The organism is Roseibium sp. (assembly GCF_050301095.1).
Taxonomy (GTDB): Bacteria; Pseudomonadota; Alphaproteobacteria; order Rhizobiales; family Stappiaceae; genus Roseibium.
The window spans coordinates 39947-55164 of record NZ_JBNKYW010000066.1; the positions used below are offsets into that span (position 1 = coordinate 39947).

Consider the following 15218-nt stretch of genomic DNA (forward strand, 5'->3'; position numbering starts at 1 on the left):
TCACGCGGCAGTCCGTTCGTTCGAGGAGGAAAACCAGTCGCCAGCAAGGCGCACAACTTCGCCGGGCTGACTGGAGGTCATGAGGGTCTTTCTGACGCCGGCGGGAACCGCCGCTGCGCCTGCCCGTTCCGTTTCATCCAGATACCAGCCGAGATGCTTGCGCGCGATACGCAATCCTGGCAGCTGACCGTAATGGCTCAGGATGTCTTCGTAATGGCTGATGACTAGTTCAGCGAATTCGCCGCCGGCCGGAGGCGTCAGCCGCTCGCCCGTGGCCAGGAAATGGCCGACATGACCGGGTAGCCAGGGCCGGCCATAAGCGCCTCGGCCAATCATCACCCCATCCGCGCCGGACTTTTCCAGCATGACAACCGCGTCATCACATCCGGCGCAATCGCCATTTGCGATCAGCGGCACCGTGATGGCGTCCTTGACCCTGGCAATTGCCTGCCAGTCCGCCTTGCCCTTGTAAAACTGGCACCGCGTACGGCCGTGCACCGTCACAAGAGCGATACCGGCGGCTTCCGCACGGCGGGCAAGCTCCGGAGCATTCACGGAGGTTTGGTCCCATCCAAGGCGCATCTTCAGGGTAACGGGAATGTCCACAGCTGCGACGGTCGCCTCGATCAATGTCAGCGCATGATCAAGATCGCGCATCAGTGCGGATCCCGAATAGCCGGAGGTCACCTTCTTGGCAGGGCACCCCATGTTGATGTCGAGAACATCAGCGCCAAGGCCGGCAACAACCTTCGCCGCCTCGCCCATCCACCGGGCCTCACGGCCGGCAAGCTGCACCACGTGAAGGCCCTTGTCCTGAGCCTCGGCGCGCATCTGTGTTTCGGCGTCACCCTGCACAAAGGATTCGCTGGCGACCATTTCGCTGACGACCATGCCGGCTCCAAAGCGCGCAGCCAGCCGCCGGAACGGCAGGTCGGAAACGCCCGACATGGGCGCAAGGACTGCCCGGTTGGTGAGTTCGTGCGTGCCAATCCTAAGCGTTTTCATCGATTGCGCCCCGCGGCTCCCGTTTTGCTCAAGGACTGTGCATCTTTCATTCTGCCTATATTGTAGACAAATTCCGCAATGCAACAAGTCAAAATTTGCAGTCCCAACAGGTTCTTCGTTAAAGACGGTTTCATTCGTATGGATTGCCCGACCGTCAAGGAGACCGTTCATGGCAGCGACAGCCGCCGCCCTTATCGTTGCCGCCGGCCGCGGAACGCGCCTTTCGGACCCAGGGCATCCGCAACCCAAGCAATACCGGCGCATTGCCGGACTTCCGGTGCTGTCCCATACACTGAACGCTCTTGGGAATCATCCCCGCATTACACACCTCCTGACTGTCATCCATTCGGACGACCGCGATCTATTCGAGGAAGCGGTCTCAATGACGCACAGCCTCGCGTCGGCAAAGCTGGCAGCTCCCGTCCCTGGGGGCAGGACACGCCAGCAATCGGTCCACGAAGGCCTCAAGGCGCTCGCCTCATCGGGATGCGACTACGTACTCATTCACGATGCCGCCCGTCCTTTCGTGAGTACCGGTGTCATCGACCGGTTGCTGCAGAAGCTTGAGAGAGGCGCGGAAGGTGCCCTTGCCGCCGTCCAGGTGGTCGACACGCTAAAAAAACAAACAGACACAGGCATGCCGCTTGAAACGATCGACAGGACGGGGCTTTGGGCGGCCCAAACCCCTCAGGGCTTTCCTCTCGCCCGGATAACAGCTGCACACGCACGCGCAGCGGAAGCCGGTAAAACGGACTTTACCGACGACACCGGTCTGGCCGAATGGGACGGGATGACCATCCTGTTAAGCGAAGGCGACCCGGCAAACTTCAAGATCACAACTTCAGCCGACCTTGCACGCGCTGAACAACAGACAAGACATTTTTCCATGCAGGATACACGCGCACCTCACCGCCCACTTGCCGATCTCGCGGACATCAGAACCGGTATCGGTTACGACGTTCATGCCTTTGACGACGGCGATGCCGTCATTCTGGGCGGCGTCAGCATTCCACATTCCAGAAAACTCAAGGGTCACTCAGACGCTGACGTGGTCCTCCACGCCATCACCGACGCGACGCTGGGTGCCATCGGGGACGGCGACATCGGCCAGCACTTCCCGCCGAGCGATCCACAATGGAAGGGTGCATCCTCCGACCGGTTCCAGCAGGATGCCATGAGACGGCTTGCAGAGCTCGGCGGCCGAATTGCACATATCGACGTCACCGTCGTTTGCGAGGAACCCAAGATCGGACCTCACAGGGACCGGATCCGAACGTCGATCGCCGCCATTTGCGCAATGCCCTTATCGCGTGTATCCGTCAAGGCAACGACTTCGGAAAAACTCGGCTTCACCGGACGCAAGGAAGGCATTGCAGCTTTGGCAAGCGTGACGGTTCGCCTGCCCTTAGACGGAACCGAATGAGGTGAGCCATGACGGATGGACCAGCGAAGAACCTTGATGATCTGGCGCCGCTTGTGACAGCGGCCCTCAAGGCGCTCAAGACCAAAGGCTGGATGGTCGCAACCGCCGAGTCCTGTACGGGAGGGCTCATCTGTGCTGCGCTTACGGAAATCGCAGGCTCCTCGGAAGTCGTGGACCGGGGCTTTGTCACGTATTCCAACGAAGCAAAGTCAGACCTGCTCGGGGTTCCCTCAGACCTCATTCAAAAGGTTGGTGCGGTCAGCAAGGAAGTAGCCGTTGCCATGGCAGACGGTGCGTTGGCGCGATCGAACGCACAAGTCGCGGTATCGGTGACCGGGATAGCGGGTCCCGGAGGCGGCAGCGCGGAAAAACCCGTTGGAACAGTTCACATCGCCATTGCGTGCGAGAACCGGCCAACGGAACACGTTCACTGCCGGTTTTCTGGCCAAGGACGTCAGGAAATCCGCCTGGCAACCGTGCAGACTGCTTTGACATCGATTTTAAATGCGATTTCCTGAGTAAATTCCCGTTAAGTCTGCCCTGATCTTGTGCTGGGTTTCCTGAAACGGCTTTTCTATAGTCCCGCGAAAAGCTCCGTTGAAAGAAGCCCCATCATCATCATGAATATGACAACAACAACGACCGCGGCCCTTTTGTTTCTCGGTGGAACGCTGACCCTTACCGCCACAACAACCGCGGGCACACTCCCTCAGCATGGCGATTTTTATTTGATTTCCCGGGATCGTGGCGGCCAGTTCGTCGGCAGCCACAAACTGTTCCTGGAGGACGCGCAGGGCTTGAGCAAGGTAACCTATTGCGACCGTGACTATTTCGTCCGGAGCTTCACAGTTGCCTGGACGCAGGTGGAATCCGAACGCGGCCACACGGTTCAGCTCGAGTTCAATTTCGGACGCGGCTGGCGGCCGATCTGCCGGGAACCCGAACAGCAGGTTACCCTCGACGATCTCGGCATCGCCATCAGTCCGCAGGAACTGCTGCAAATCCAGGCCGACACCCCTGACCCGCAAAGCCGCCTGTCTGCCATCGGCGCTCTCTTTCAGACCAGCAGAGACGAGACTTCAGGCAGCTACCATTCCAAATAATGCAGTTGCGCCGACATACCCCGAGCGGCACCTGCCGGGGATCGACTGTTCATAATTCAATCGGTTCTGTAAGAGAGTCGCCTCCCAATAAGCAACCAGAAGAATTAGATACATTTTGAATAAATCGAATTTGTCTTTCGAAACGAGTTTTACAAACTTCAATTGTACAGTCACGACTGGATAAAACCAGTTCGCGCGTAGTTTCCCCGACAAGGGTCATTGAAAATGTCTATCTACCGGTATTTACTTGCAGGCGCCGCTTTTCTCTTCGCGGCGACCGATGCGTTTGCCGGAAGCGATATACCCAACCCCGCAGATATCTTCATCATTTCCAGGGATGAAAATCATGTTTTCCGGGGATCTCACAAGATTTACGACAGAATGTCCGAAGGCCTGATCGAGGTTAAATACTGCGGTTATTCCTACTATGTACGCTATGCGACGGTCGCCTGGACGCAGCTTGAAGTCGAGCGGGACTATGTCGTGCGGGTGGAATTCAACCGCGGAAAAGGCTGGCGGCCGATTTGCGACCACCCCGAACAGCAGGTGACATTGAAGGACCTCGGCGTTGAGGAAGATCCGAGGCTTGTCATCCAGAACGACGGCACGACGGAACAGCGTGTGAACCGCTTCGCGGTTATCCGGGATTCCTTCCGCCTGAATTCGGGAGACGATGCGGCCAAATCCTACCACAGCGACTGATGGGAAAAACAAAATGCCGGTAAGGCCTGAGTAAGCGGCGCGTTATATACTTGTTTTGAATTTTACAAGGTGAGCTGAAAACAAGGGAAAGGGAACAGGCAATGAAACGCTTGACGGCGTTCCTGGCGATCATGGTCTTGGGCAGCGGGTTACAGGTGGAAACCGCTCTGGCTCAAAGCGATTTCTATATACGTTCCCAGTACTCCAACGGCGGCTTCACCGGTTCCCACGAGATCCTGACAAAACCGAAGGACGGCTATTACAAGGCTTCCTACTGCCAAAGGCCCTTCTGGGTTTCCTCAAGCACGATCTTGTGGACGGAAGAAGAAGCTGCGGCCGGGCGCAAGCTCATTCTGGAGGAAGATGTCGGAGACGGTACGGCTAGAAAGGTTGTCTGCGCAGATTATTCAGCCTTTGCCACTCTTGACGACCTTGGCCTCAACAAGAAGGAGGTAGAACGGATCCGTGCGGAAAACCAGCCGCTTGACATGCAATCGAGCCGCCTCCGCATCATTCGGGACGCCTTCAAGCAGTTCAAATAAGCCGCATATTTTCCGGTAAAGACTGCAAGGTCCGCCTGTCAGGTCCCGTAGACCTCATCTGCGCGGGCCTCAAAGGCGCTTGAGAATTTTCTGAAGGCCTTGTCGAACATGACGCCCATCAACGAGCCGAGGGTCCGGCTGCGGAATTCATAGGAAATGAAAAAGCCGACGTTGCAAACGTCTTCGCCCGCTTCCTCGAAAGTCCACTTGTTTTCCAGATGCTTGAACGGACCATCGAGGTATTCAACGAGGATTGACTTCTCGTCCGGGCGCAGCTCTACCCGGCTGGTGAAAGTCTCCTTGAACATCTTGTAGGCAACTGTCATGTCCGCGATCAGAACGGTATGGCCATTTGCCAGTTCCTTGCGCCCGCGCACATGCAGATCCTGGCAGAGCGGCACGAACTTCGGATATTGCTCCACATCGGCGACAAGGCGGAACATGTCTTCCGCCTTGTGTTTGACCTTATGCGTGGAGGAAAAACTGGGCATTCGCTGCGCTCGAAGGTTATCCGGGGATCGTGTCAGTGACCGAGCTTGGCCTGGCGCGCGGCACGAAGATCCGCAAAGTCCTCGCCGGCATGATGCGAAGACCGCGTCAGCGGACTGGCCGACACTTTCAGGAAGCCCTTGGCATAGGCAATGCGCTCATAGCCCTTGAACTCTTCCGGCGTCACGAAGGACATGACCGGATGATGTTTTTTGGACGGTTGGAGATATTGCCCGATGGTCAGGAAATCGACATCCGCGGCCCGGAGGTCATCCATGAGCTGCAGAACTTCGTTCCGTACTTCGCCCAACCCGACCATGATGCCGGATTTGGTGAACATTTCCGGGTCCAGTTCCTTCACCTTCTGAAGAAGTCGGATGGAGTGGAAATAGCGGGCACCCGGCCGAACGGTAAGGTATTTGGACGGCACCGTTTCCAGATTGTGGTTGAACACATCCGGCTTGGCGGCAACGACGATTTCAAGTGCGCCGTCTTTGCGCAGGAAGTCCGGTGTCAGCACTTCAATAGTGGTCGAAGGCGACGCCTTGCGGATGGCCGCAATCACATCGGCGAAGTGCTGTGCACCGCCGTCGTCAAGATCGTCCCGGTCCACTGATGTGATGACGACATGTTCCAGCCCCATGGCAGCAACCGCATCACCCACGCCTTGCGCTTCCTTCGGATCAACCGGTCCCGGCATGCCGGTGCGCACGTTGCAGAAGGCGCACGCACGGGTGCAGGTGTCTCCAAGGATCATGAAACTGGCATGCTTTTTCGACCAGCATTCACCGATATTGGGACAACCTGCCTCTTCGCAAACGGTCACCAGATTGTTGTCGCGCACGACATTCTGGGTCTCGCGATAGACCGGAGATGTCGGAGCCTTGACGCGGATCCATTTCGGCTTGCGCTGAACGGGATTGTCCGGACGGTGGGCCTTTTCCGGATGGCGCGGACGCGCATCGGATTTTTCCTGGGGGCGATTAAGCGTGTCGACGATCGTAACCATGGGCTTTAAGTGTCTTCATTCCCCTGAAAGGTCAAGCCATAAAGCTGGCGAGCCAGCTATGTGTCTGACGCAGGTCTGGTCAATTCTTCGAGGCGCTGCAGCGCCCTGTCGCCAAGCGGATGGGACTTTCGGGTGGCTTCATTCATCTGAACGATAACCGTCACTGCCTGCGCAACCGGCCTGCCATCCTGAAAAACCTTCTGGAACAGCTTGAACGAACTCCGGCCGACTTCAAGCACCGCGGTGCCGATTTCCACACTCCCGGGCCAGTTGATTTCGGACAGGAAGTCCAGTTCCAGGCGGGCGATCACGAAGGCCGTCCCCTCCTCCGCGAGCCGGTCGCGGAAAAGCAGCTCGACCCGGCCCGTCTCCAGGAACGTCGCGAAGACCGCGTTGTTGACATGCCCCTGCCGGTCTGTGTCGGCATAGCGAAGCTTGTCCTGGGTTGTGATCGGAAAGGCGTCGATATCGGGGAAGTTCTCGGACGGCTTTGTCACTTGAACACTTTTCTCCAGAGGAACAAGAACAAGATTGAGCCGAGAACGGCCACGATCAGCCGGTCGAGCAATCCGCCCGTGACATTGAGGTTCAGAAGATGCGCCAGTTCCCCGCCGACCAAGGCGCCGACAAGTCCAACCACGAGACTGCCCAGAAACCCGCCCCGGCTGTTCAGCACCCGATGCGCAATGGCGCCCGCGACGAGACCAATGATGATGGTAATAATCCAGCCCATCGCGAGCTCCTGTTTGAAGTCCCTAGGCTATCAGCCGCGCCAGCAGCACCACGACAACAGCCCCGATGGCCGCGACCACAATCTGATTTACGTATGCATTGCCGAGGTTGATGTTGATGCCGGTGACGTTGAACAGGAAACCGCCGACAAACGCCCCGATCAGTCCCGTGATGAGATAGCGGATCAGGCCACCGCCTCCCACGACAACACTCGCCAGCCAGCCGGCGAGAATACCGATCACGACCCAGATCAAAATTGCTTTGACATCCATAATGAAGGCTCCCTTTGCCCCAAAACCCAGACGGCTCCACGTTAACCGCTTTGCCGTCCGGGTCCAATCCTTGGATCGGCAATTTTGCCTACATGTTCAGGACGCGGCCATAGGCGTCGAGAACGGACTCTTTCATCATCTCCGAAAGGGTCGGATGCGGGAAGACCGTGTGCATCAGGTCTTCTTCGGTCGTTTCCAGGTTCATGGCGACCACATAGCCCTGGATGAGCTCGGTCACTTCCGCGCCGACCATATGAGCGCCCAGCAACTGGCCGGTCTTGGCATCGAAGATTGTCTTGATCATGCCGTCCGGCTCACCGAGCGCAATCGCCTTGCCGTTGCCGATGAACGGGAAGCGGCCGACCTTGATGTCGTAGCCGGCTTCTTTCGCCTTCGGCTCGGTCAGGCCGACAGAGGCAACCTGAGGATTGCAGTAGGTGCAGCCCGGGATCATGGACTTGTCCATCGCGTGGACGTCCTTGCCGGCGATCTTTTCAACGCAAATGACGCCTTCATGCTCGGCCTTGTGGGCCAGCATTGGAGGACCGGCAACGTCACCGATGGCATAGATGCCCGGAACATTGGTGCGGCCGTAGCCGTCGATCACGACACAGCCGCGGTCGGTCTTGACGCCGAGCGCTTCCAGGCCGAGGTTTTCGATGTTGCCGACGACACCGACAGCGGAGATCATCTTCTCCGCGGTCAGGTCCTGCTTCTTGCCGTCCTTGGTTTCCACGGTCGCCGTGACGCCGCCGGCGCCTTTCTTGACTTGCGAAACCTTGGCGTCGAGCAGGAATTTGATGCCCTGCTTTTCCATCTGCTTCTTGGCAAGGCCGGAGATTTCCGGATCCTCGACCGGCATGATTGTCGGCATCATTTCGATGACCGTCACATCGGCGCCCATGGTCTTGTAGAAGGACGCGAATTCGATGCCGATGGCGCCGGAGCCCATCACGATCAGGGACTTCGGCATGGACGGCGGAACCATGGCCTCGAAATAGGTCCAGATGTCCTTGCCGTCCGGCTCGATGCCCGGAATGACACGCGGGCGCGCGCCGGTCGCCAGAATGATGTGCTTGGCCTTGTAGACGCCCTCGCCCTTGGTGCCCTTGGGCGCCGGGTGCTGCGGTTCCATGGCCTTCTTGGCAGTCTTTGAAACGGTGACTTCGCCGACCTTGGAGACCTTGCCCTCGCCCCAGAGGATGTCGACCTTGTTCTTCTTCATCAGGAAGCCGATGCCGCCATTGAGCTGGCCGGAAACCCCGCGCGAGCGCTTGACGACAGCAGCCGGATCGAAGGAAATGTTGTCGGCGCTGAGGCCATAGTCCTTGGCGTGCTGCATGTAGTGGTAGATCTCGGCAGACCGAAGCAGCGCCTTTGTCGGAATGCAGCCCCAGTTGAGGCAGATGCCGCCCATGTGCTCGCGCTCGACGATCGCGGTCTTGAAACCGAGCTGCGCGGAACGGATGGCGGTCACGTAACCACCCGGCCCGGAACCGATGATGATCACGTCGTAGTTGGTATCAGCCATGGTGTTTTCCCCGGCGAAAGAAGTCATCGTTCAAAAACGGCGCGGCGTTGCCGCCGCGCCGGAGAGCTGCCTCAGACGAGCATGCTCATCGGATTTTCGATGTAGCCCTTGAAGGCGGCGAGCAGTTCCGCACCAAGCGCACCGTCCACACAGCGGTGGTCGGTGGAGAGCGTCACGCTCATGACGGTGGCAACCGCCAGTTCGCCGTCCTTCACGACCGGGCGTTTTTCACCCGCGCCGACCGCCAGGATGGTCGCATGCGGCGGGTTGACGACGGCCGAGAAGTTCTTCACGCCCATCATGCCCATGTTGGAAACCGCAGTGGTGCCGCCCTGGTACTCCTCAGGCTTCAGTTTCCGCTCTTTCGCACGTTTACCGTAGTCCTTCATTTCGTTGGAAATGACGGAGAGCGGCTTTTCTTCCGCGCGCCGGATGATCGGGGTGATCAAACCGCCCGGGATCGAAACCGCAACGCCGACATCGGCATGCTTGTGCATGACCATGTTGTCGTCGGTCCAGGAGACGTTCGCGTCCGGCACATCGCGAAGAGCAAGCGCCAGCGCCTTGATGGTCATGTCGTTGACCGACAGCTTGTAGGCCGGCTTGCCGTCCTTGTCGGTCGCCGCCGCGCTGTTTAGCTGGGCCCTCAAGGCCAGCAGCGCATCCAGTTCGCAGTCCACGGAGACGTAGAAGTGCGGAATGGTCTGCTTGGATTCGGTCAGGCGCTTGGCGATGGTCTTGCGCATGCCGTCATGCGGCACGAGCTCGTAAGAGCCTTCCTCGAAGAGCTTCAGCACCTGATCCGCGGACGGACCGGTTGCCGGCGCCGGAGCGGCGGCGGCTTTCGGAGCTTCGGTGGCGGCGGGAGCGGCCTTGCCCGTACCGGCAGCAAGAGCTGCTTCGATGTCGCGCTTCACTATCCGGCCGTGCGGACCGGAGCCGGAAAGCGCCTTCAGGTCGAGACCGTTGAGCTGCGCCAGCCGGCGGGCAAGCGGGGACGCGAAAATACGCCCGCCGTCCGCGGTTTTGGGTGCAGGAACCGGATCGGTTGCCGCCTTTGCCCCGACCTCAATGGCGGGAGCGCTCTCGGGAACTGCCGGAACTTCGCTCTTTTCGGACGGTGCAGAAGATGAACTGCCGCCGGCAGTATCGATAGCACTTGCATCTTCGCCATCTTCAAGGAGCACGGCGATCAGCTCGTTGACCTTCACGCCTTCCGTCCCGGCCTGCACGACGATCTTGCCGACCGTGCCTTCATCGACCGCTTCCACTTCCATGGTCGCCTTGTCGGTTTCAATCTCGGCGATCACATCGCCAGCGGAAACCTGATCGCCTTCCTTGACCAGCCATTTGGCCAGGTTGCCCTCTTCCATGGTCGGGGAAAGGGCCGGCATGGTGATATTGATTGGCATGTCCGTTTCCCCCGCCTCAGGCTGTGTATGTCACGGCCTTGACCGCGTCGATGACTTCCGCAACGCTCGGCAGCGCCAGCTTTTCCAGGTTTGCGGCGTAAGGCATCGGAACGTCCTTGCCGGTCACGCGCAGGATCGGGGCATCGAGATAGTCGAAGGCCCTTTCCTGAACCTGGAAGGCGATTTCCGAAGACACCGAGCACATCGGGAAGGCTTCTTCCACCGTGACGATGCGGCCCGTCTTGCGGACGGAAGCAAGCACCGTGTCGATGTCGAGCGGACGGATCGTGCGCAGGTTGATCACCTCGGCGGAAATGCCCATTCCGGCCAGTTCGTCTGCCGCCTTAAGAGTGTAGGTCATGCCGATACCCCAGGAGACCAGGGTCACGTCCGTGCCGCCCCGTTCGATCTTGGCCTTGCCGATCGGCAGGACGAAATCGTCCATGTCGGGGATCTCGAAGGATTGCCCGTAGAGGATTTCGTTTTCCAGGAAGATAACCGGGTTCGGGTCGCGGATCGCGGCCTTGAGCAGGCCCTTCGCATCAGCAGCCGAATAGGGTTGAACCACTTTCAGCCCCGGAACATGCGCATACCAGGAGGCGTAGTCCTGCGAGTGCTGAGCACCCACGCGCGCGGCCGCCCCGTTCGGGCCGCGGAAGACGATCGGAGCCCCCATCTGGCCACCTGACATATAGAGCGTCTTGGCGGCGGAGTTGATGATCTGGTCGATCGCCTGCATGGCGAAGTTGAAGGTCATGAACTCGACGATCGGCTTGAGACCCGCCATCGCGGCGCCGACGCCGAGACCGGCAAAGCCGTGCTCGGTGATAGGCGTGTCGATAACGCGCTTGGCGCTGAACTCGTCCAGCAACCCTTGCGTGATCTTGTAAGCGCCCTGGTATTCGGCGACTTCCTCACCCATGATGAAGACGTCCGGATCGCGGCGCATCTCCTCGGCCATCGCATCGCGCAGGGCTTCGCGAACGGTGGAGGATTTCATCGCTGTACCGGCCGGAACTTCCGGGTCCTCGGCGGGTTCGGAGGCAACAGGCGCGGCCGGCACCGGAGCTGCAGCCGGAGCGCTCGGCGCCTCTGCGGCAACCGGAGCCGGAGCGGCGGCAGCCGGAGCAGCCGCGGCGGCATCGATTGCGCTGGCATCTTCTCCATCGGCCAGGAGAACGGCGATCTTCTCGTTGACCTTGACGTTGTCGGTGCCTTCGGCAACCAGGATCTTGCCGAGCGTGCCTTCATCGACAGCTTCGACTTCCATGGTAGCCTTGTCGGTTTCAATTTCGGCGATCACGTCGCCTGCGGTAACGGCGTCGCCCTCGGCCTTGAGCCACTTGGCGAGCTTGCCTTCTTCCATTGTCGGCGAAAGCGCCGGCATCAAAATATCGATCGGCATGAGTATCCCCGGCGTTAAAGCAGAATATCGGTGTAGAGTTCAGAGACATCCGGTTCCGGATCGGTCTGCGCAAATTCCGCGGCTTCCGCGACCTTGGCCCGGACGTCCTTGTCGATGGCCTTCAGGTCATCCTCGGTCGCCCAGCCGTTGTCGAGAAGACGCTTGCGGACCTGCTCGATCGGGTCGTGCTCGGTGCGCATTTTCTGAACTTCGTCCTTGGACCGGTATTTGGCCGGGTCGGACATTGAGTGACCGCGGTAGCGGTAGGTGATCATCTCCAGGATGTACGGCCCCTTGCCGGAGCGGCACCATTCCAGGGCCTTTTCGGAAGCCGCCTTCACCGCGCGCACATCCATGCCGTCGACCTGTTCGCCCGGGATGCCGAAGGAGGCGCCACGCTGGGAAAGGTCGGTGGTGGCAGAGGCACGCGAAACGCTGGTGCCCATGCCGTATTTGTTGTTTTCGATGACATAGACGACCGGCAGCTTCCAGAGCTCGGCCATGTTGAAGCTTTCGTAGACCTGCCCCTGGTTGGAGGCACCGTCGCCGAAGAAGGCCATCGCGACATTGCCGTTCTCGCGGTACTTGTTGGCGAATCCGAGACCGGTGCCGAGGGACACCTGGGCGCCGACGATGCCGTGACCGCCGTAGAAATGCTTCTCCTTGGAGAACATGTGCATGGAACCGCCCTTGCCCTTCGACAGGCCGCCGCGGCGCCCGGTCAGCTCCGCCATGACGCCCTTGGGGTCCAGGTCCATCGCCAGCATGTGGCCATGGTCACGGTAGCCGGTGATCATCTGGTCACCGTCCTTCTTGGCCATCTGCAGACCGACAACGACAGCTTCCTGCCCGATGTACAGATGACAGAAACCGCCAATGAGGCCCATGCCGTACAATTGTCCGGCTTTTTCCTCAAATCGGCGGATCAGAAGCATTTCGCGGTAAGCGTGAAGTTCTTGGTCCTTATCGAACGTGGCGATCGCAGGCTTCGCTTTCTTGGCGGTGCTGCGGGTCCGGCTGGCGCTCTTGGAGCTAGCGGAAGTGGTCTTCGATGCTGTGGCCATAACCCTCTTCTCGGCGTGACGTTTCCCCTAAGACAGGTAGCTGCAACTTAACTTGTCGCCGCTGTCAATCCAATCCGTGTATTCCACGCCGATTTTTTGAAATAGCCCTTTGCAATTATTAAAAAATTTTTGTTTTAACTCGGCTTAGGTTAATTTCTAAAAATAAACCGAAAATCAGTTTACATCGTAACGATGCCCGGGACGCAACACAACCAGCTCGTTGGCATGCACGAGGTTGAGATTGAGCCTGGCCCGTTCATCCAGCATGTCCGGATCGAGGCTTTCCGGGCGCAGCAGACTAACCCGGGAAAACAACTCCTGCCGCTCCGCAGTCAGCACCTCAAGCTCCGCTTCGAGTTCGGATACCTGGCGCTCGATCATTGCGCGCCCGACAATTCCGAGCTCCCCGCTCATGGCATGGAAACCGAAGTAGCCAAGTGCCGCAATCGCAATTGCAGGCGTGATCAGGCGGCGGAGAAAGGACTGTTTTCGTTGACGTGTGGCTGCTCGGGGCACGTTGGACCTTAACACTTGAACTCATGGCCTCTTTATCCGGATACTATGCCGCGTTAGGCTTAATAGAGTCTTGAGGCGGGCCGAAGTTCACATGTCCAAGCCCTCCTCAACCGGGACACGGCCAATTACCCGGGAAAGCGGGCTACTCCATGGAACCATACGGGTCTCAGCGCAGGGAAATGGTGCAGCGGCAAATTCGCGCCCGAGGGATCCGGGACGAAAGGGTCCTGAACGCCATGCGCTCAGTCCCCCGCCACCTCTTCATCGACCCTTCGCAGCGGATTGCCGCCTATTGCGACGGCCCTCTTTCCATCGGCTTCGGCCAGACGATTTCCCAGCCCTATGTCGTCGCCCTCATGTGCGAATTGCTGGAACTCAATGGAGACAGCAAGACGCTCGAAATAGGGACAGGCTCCGGTTACGCGGCCGCGGTTCTCGCCAAACTGTCCAAGCAGGTCGTCGGTATCGAACGCATTCCGCAACTGGCCGAAGCAGCACGCCAGAACCTGCTTTCAGCCAATATCACCAACGTCGATATCAGATGCACAGACGGCAGCATCGGCTGCCCGGACGAAGCTCCCTTCGATGCCATTCTGGTCTCGGCAGGCGCGCCTGCCGCACCGGAGGAATTGAAGCTGCAATTGAAGGTTGGCGGGCGCATGGTTATCCCCGTCGGCACAAGCGCCCGCTACCAGATGCTCAAACGCATCCGGCGCCTTTCCGAAACGTCCTTCGTGACGGAAAACCAGGGCGAAGTCGCCTTCGTCCCGCTCGTGGGTGAGAAAGCCTGGCCGGAAGGAACACCCTGACCGAGCCCCCTCCTGCCCCTCAAGCCGCCGCCAGCCGCGCCAGCTTCGTCAGGATCGTCGCGGTGCCTTTCAGACGCGAATCGGTTTTCTCCCAGTCCCGCGTCAGCACGACCTTCTGGTCCGGACGTATTTTGGCAAGCACGCCTTGTTCCGCGATATAGGAGACGAGCCCTGCGGGATTTGCGAATTCGGCATTCCGGAAGCTGATGACGATGCCCTTCGGACCGGCATCCACCTTCTCCACATTCGCCTTGCGGCACAGTCCCTTGATGTAGACGATCTTGAGAAGGTGCTGCACTTCCTCCGGCAGCGGCCCGAACCGGTCGATCAGCTCGGCGCCAAAGGCATCAATTTCCTCTGCTTCCGCCACATCCCCCAAGCGCCGATAGAGCTGCAGGCGCAATTGCAGATCGGCGACATAATTGTCCGGAATGAGCACCGGCGTGCCGATGTTGATCTGCGGCGACCATTGCTCTTCTCCAGCCGCCACACCGCCGTCTTTCAGCTGTGCGACCGCTTCTTCCAGCATTTGCTGGTAAAGCTCGAATCCGACTTCCTTGATATGGCCGGACTGTTCCTCGCCAAGCAGGTTTCCCGCCCCGCGAATGTCGAGGTCGTGGCTGGCAAGCTGGAAGCCCGCTCCCAGCGAATCGAGCGACTGGAGCACTTTCAGACGCCGTTCCGCCGTCTTGGTCAGCGTCTTGTTGGCGGGCAGCGTCAGAAGCGCATAGGCGCGGACCTTGGACCGGCCGACGCGGCCGCGGATCTGGTAGAGCTGGGCAAGACCGAACATGTCGGCGCGATGGACGATCATGGTGTTGGCGGTCGGGATATCGAGACCGGATTCGACGATCGTCGTCGACAGGAGAACGTCGTAGCTCCCGTCGTAGAAGGCATTCATGATGTCATCGAGTTCGCCCGGCGCCATCTGGCCGTGGGCGACGGCGACCTTCAGTTCCGGCACGTGCTGATCCAGGAAAGCCTTCACGTCCGCCAGGTCGGAAATGCGCGGGCAGACATAGAAACTCTGGCCACCGCGATAACGTTCGCGCAACAGGGTTTCCCGGATGATCAGCGGATCGAAGGGCGACACGAAGGTGCGCACGGCGAGCCGGTCAACCGGCGGCGTCGAGATCAGCGACAGTTCGCGCACTCCGGTCAATGCCAGCTGCAGCGTGCGCGGGATCGGCGTCGCCGACAGCGT

General features: G+C 59.4%; 18 protein-coding genes. 6 read left to right on the forward strand and 12 right to left on the reverse strand.

What is annotated here, in order from left to right:
• Positions 1-1005, reverse strand: a complete 1005-nt coding sequence (gene dusB, locus ACQY7U_RS06200; protein ID WP_428642905.1) for a tRNA dihydrouridine synthase DusB — start codon at positions 1003-1005, stop codon at positions 1-3.
• A 169-nt stretch (positions 1006-1174) separates the two neighbouring features.
• On the opposite strand from dusB, the gene ACQY7U_RS06205 reads away from it, so the two are divergent.
• The 5 genes from ACQY7U_RS06205 to ACQY7U_RS06225 all read left to right on the forward strand — a co-directional run bounded on the left by ACQY7U_RS06205 (position 1175) and on the right by ACQY7U_RS06225 (position 4775).
• Positions 1175-2428 carry a bifunctional 2-C-methyl-D-erythritol 4-phosphate cytidylyltransferase/2-C-methyl-D-erythritol 2,4-cyclodiphosphate synthase gene (locus tag ACQY7U_RS06205; protein WP_428642906.1) on the forward strand — a complete coding sequence of 418 codons (1254 nt, stop codon included), beginning with the start codon at positions 1175-1177 and terminating at the stop codon, positions 2426-2428.
• Between the two features lie 8 nt (positions 2429-2436).
• Entirely contained in the window at positions 2437-2946 is a 510-nt protein-coding gene (locus ACQY7U_RS06210) for a CinA family protein (protein WP_428642907.1), read from the forward strand.
• Between the two features lie 102 nt (positions 2947-3048).
• Positions 3049-3531, forward strand: a complete 483-nt coding sequence (locus ACQY7U_RS06215; protein WP_428642908.1) for a hypothetical protein — start codon at positions 3049-3051, stop codon at positions 3529-3531.
• A 225-nt stretch (positions 3532-3756) separates the two neighbouring features.
• Entirely contained in the window at positions 3757-4233 is a 477-nt protein-coding gene (locus ACQY7U_RS06220) for a hypothetical protein (RefSeq protein ID WP_428642909.1), read from the forward strand.
• 101 nt (positions 4234-4334) lie between these two features.
• The gene (locus tag ACQY7U_RS06225; RefSeq protein WP_428642910.1) at positions 4335-4775 is read left to right on the forward strand and encodes a hypothetical protein; all 441 of its coding nucleotides are present in this window, start codon (positions 4335-4337) and stop codon (positions 4773-4775) included.
• Between the two features lie 38 nt (positions 4776-4813).
• Here the strand turns inward: ACQY7U_RS06225 and ACQY7U_RS06230 are convergent, their stop codons facing one another.
• The 10 genes from ACQY7U_RS06230 to ACQY7U_RS06275 all read right to left on the reverse strand — a co-directional run bounded on the left by ACQY7U_RS06230 (position 4814) and on the right by ACQY7U_RS06275 (position 13205).
• Entirely contained in the window at positions 4814-5266 is a 453-nt protein-coding gene (locus ACQY7U_RS06230; RefSeq protein ID WP_428642911.1) for a type II toxin-antitoxin system RatA family toxin, read from the reverse strand.
• Between the two features lie 32 nt (positions 5267-5298).
• A complete protein-coding gene (gene lipA, locus ACQY7U_RS06235; protein WP_428642913.1) occupies positions 5299-6273 on the reverse strand; it encodes a lipoyl synthase in 975 nt (324 codons plus the stop codon).
• A gap of 56 nt (positions 6274-6329) precedes the next feature.
• Positions 6330-6770, reverse strand: coding sequence for an acyl-CoA thioesterase (locus tag ACQY7U_RS06240; protein ID WP_428642914.1), 441 nt, complete (start codon positions 6768-6770; stop codon positions 6330-6332).
• Entirely contained in the window at positions 6767-7006 is a 240-nt protein-coding gene (locus ACQY7U_RS06245; protein ID WP_428642915.1) for a GlsB/YeaQ/YmgE family stress response membrane protein, read from the reverse strand. The genes ACQY7U_RS06240 and ACQY7U_RS06245 overlap by 4 nt, the downstream gene beginning before the upstream one ends.
• Positions 7007-7028: 22 nt before the next feature.
• The gene (locus ACQY7U_RS06250) at positions 7029-7277 is read right to left on the reverse strand and encodes a GlsB/YeaQ/YmgE family stress response membrane protein (protein WP_428642916.1); all 249 of its coding nucleotides are present in this window, start codon (positions 7275-7277) and stop codon (positions 7029-7031) included.
• 88 nt (positions 7278-7365) lie between these two features.
• Positions 7366-8808, reverse strand: coding sequence for a dihydrolipoyl dehydrogenase (lpdA, locus tag ACQY7U_RS06255; protein WP_428642917.1), 1443 nt, complete (start codon positions 8806-8808; stop codon positions 7366-7368).
• 71 nt (positions 8809-8879) lie between these two features.
• Entirely contained in the window at positions 8880-10220 is a 1341-nt protein-coding gene (locus ACQY7U_RS06260) for a pyruvate dehydrogenase complex dihydrolipoamide acetyltransferase (protein ID WP_428642918.1), read from the reverse strand.
• Between the two features lie 16 nt (positions 10221-10236).
• The gene (locus ACQY7U_RS06265; protein ID WP_428642919.1) at positions 10237-11625 is read right to left on the reverse strand and encodes a pyruvate dehydrogenase complex E1 component subunit beta; all 1389 of its coding nucleotides are present in this window, start codon (positions 11623-11625) and stop codon (positions 10237-10239) included.
• Between the two features lie 14 nt (positions 11626-11639).
• The gene (gene pdhA / locus ACQY7U_RS06270) at positions 11640-12689 is read right to left on the reverse strand and encodes a pyruvate dehydrogenase (acetyl-transferring) E1 component subunit alpha (protein WP_428642920.1); all 1050 of its coding nucleotides are present in this window, start codon (positions 12687-12689) and stop codon (positions 11640-11642) included.
• A 174-nt stretch (positions 12690-12863) separates the two neighbouring features.
• On the reverse strand, positions 12864-13205 hold the full coding sequence (locus ACQY7U_RS06275) for an FtsB family cell division protein (RefSeq protein ID WP_428642922.1): 342 nt from the start codon (positions 13203-13205) through the stop codon (positions 12864-12866).
• A gap of 149 nt (positions 13206-13354) precedes the next feature.
• Here ACQY7U_RS06275 and ACQY7U_RS06280 point away from each other — a divergent pair, with 149 nt between their 5' ends.
• Positions 13355-14014 carry a protein-L-isoaspartate(D-aspartate) O-methyltransferase gene (locus ACQY7U_RS06280; protein ID WP_428642924.1) on the forward strand — a complete coding sequence of 220 codons (660 nt, stop codon included), beginning with the start codon at positions 13355-13357 and terminating at the stop codon, positions 14012-14014.
• A 19-nt stretch (positions 14015-14033) separates the two neighbouring features.
• Here the strand turns inward: ACQY7U_RS06280 and ACQY7U_RS06285 are convergent.
• The coding region (locus ACQY7U_RS06285; protein ID WP_428642925.1) for a TRCF domain-containing protein at positions 14034-15218 on the reverse strand (1185 nt) is incomplete at its 5' end.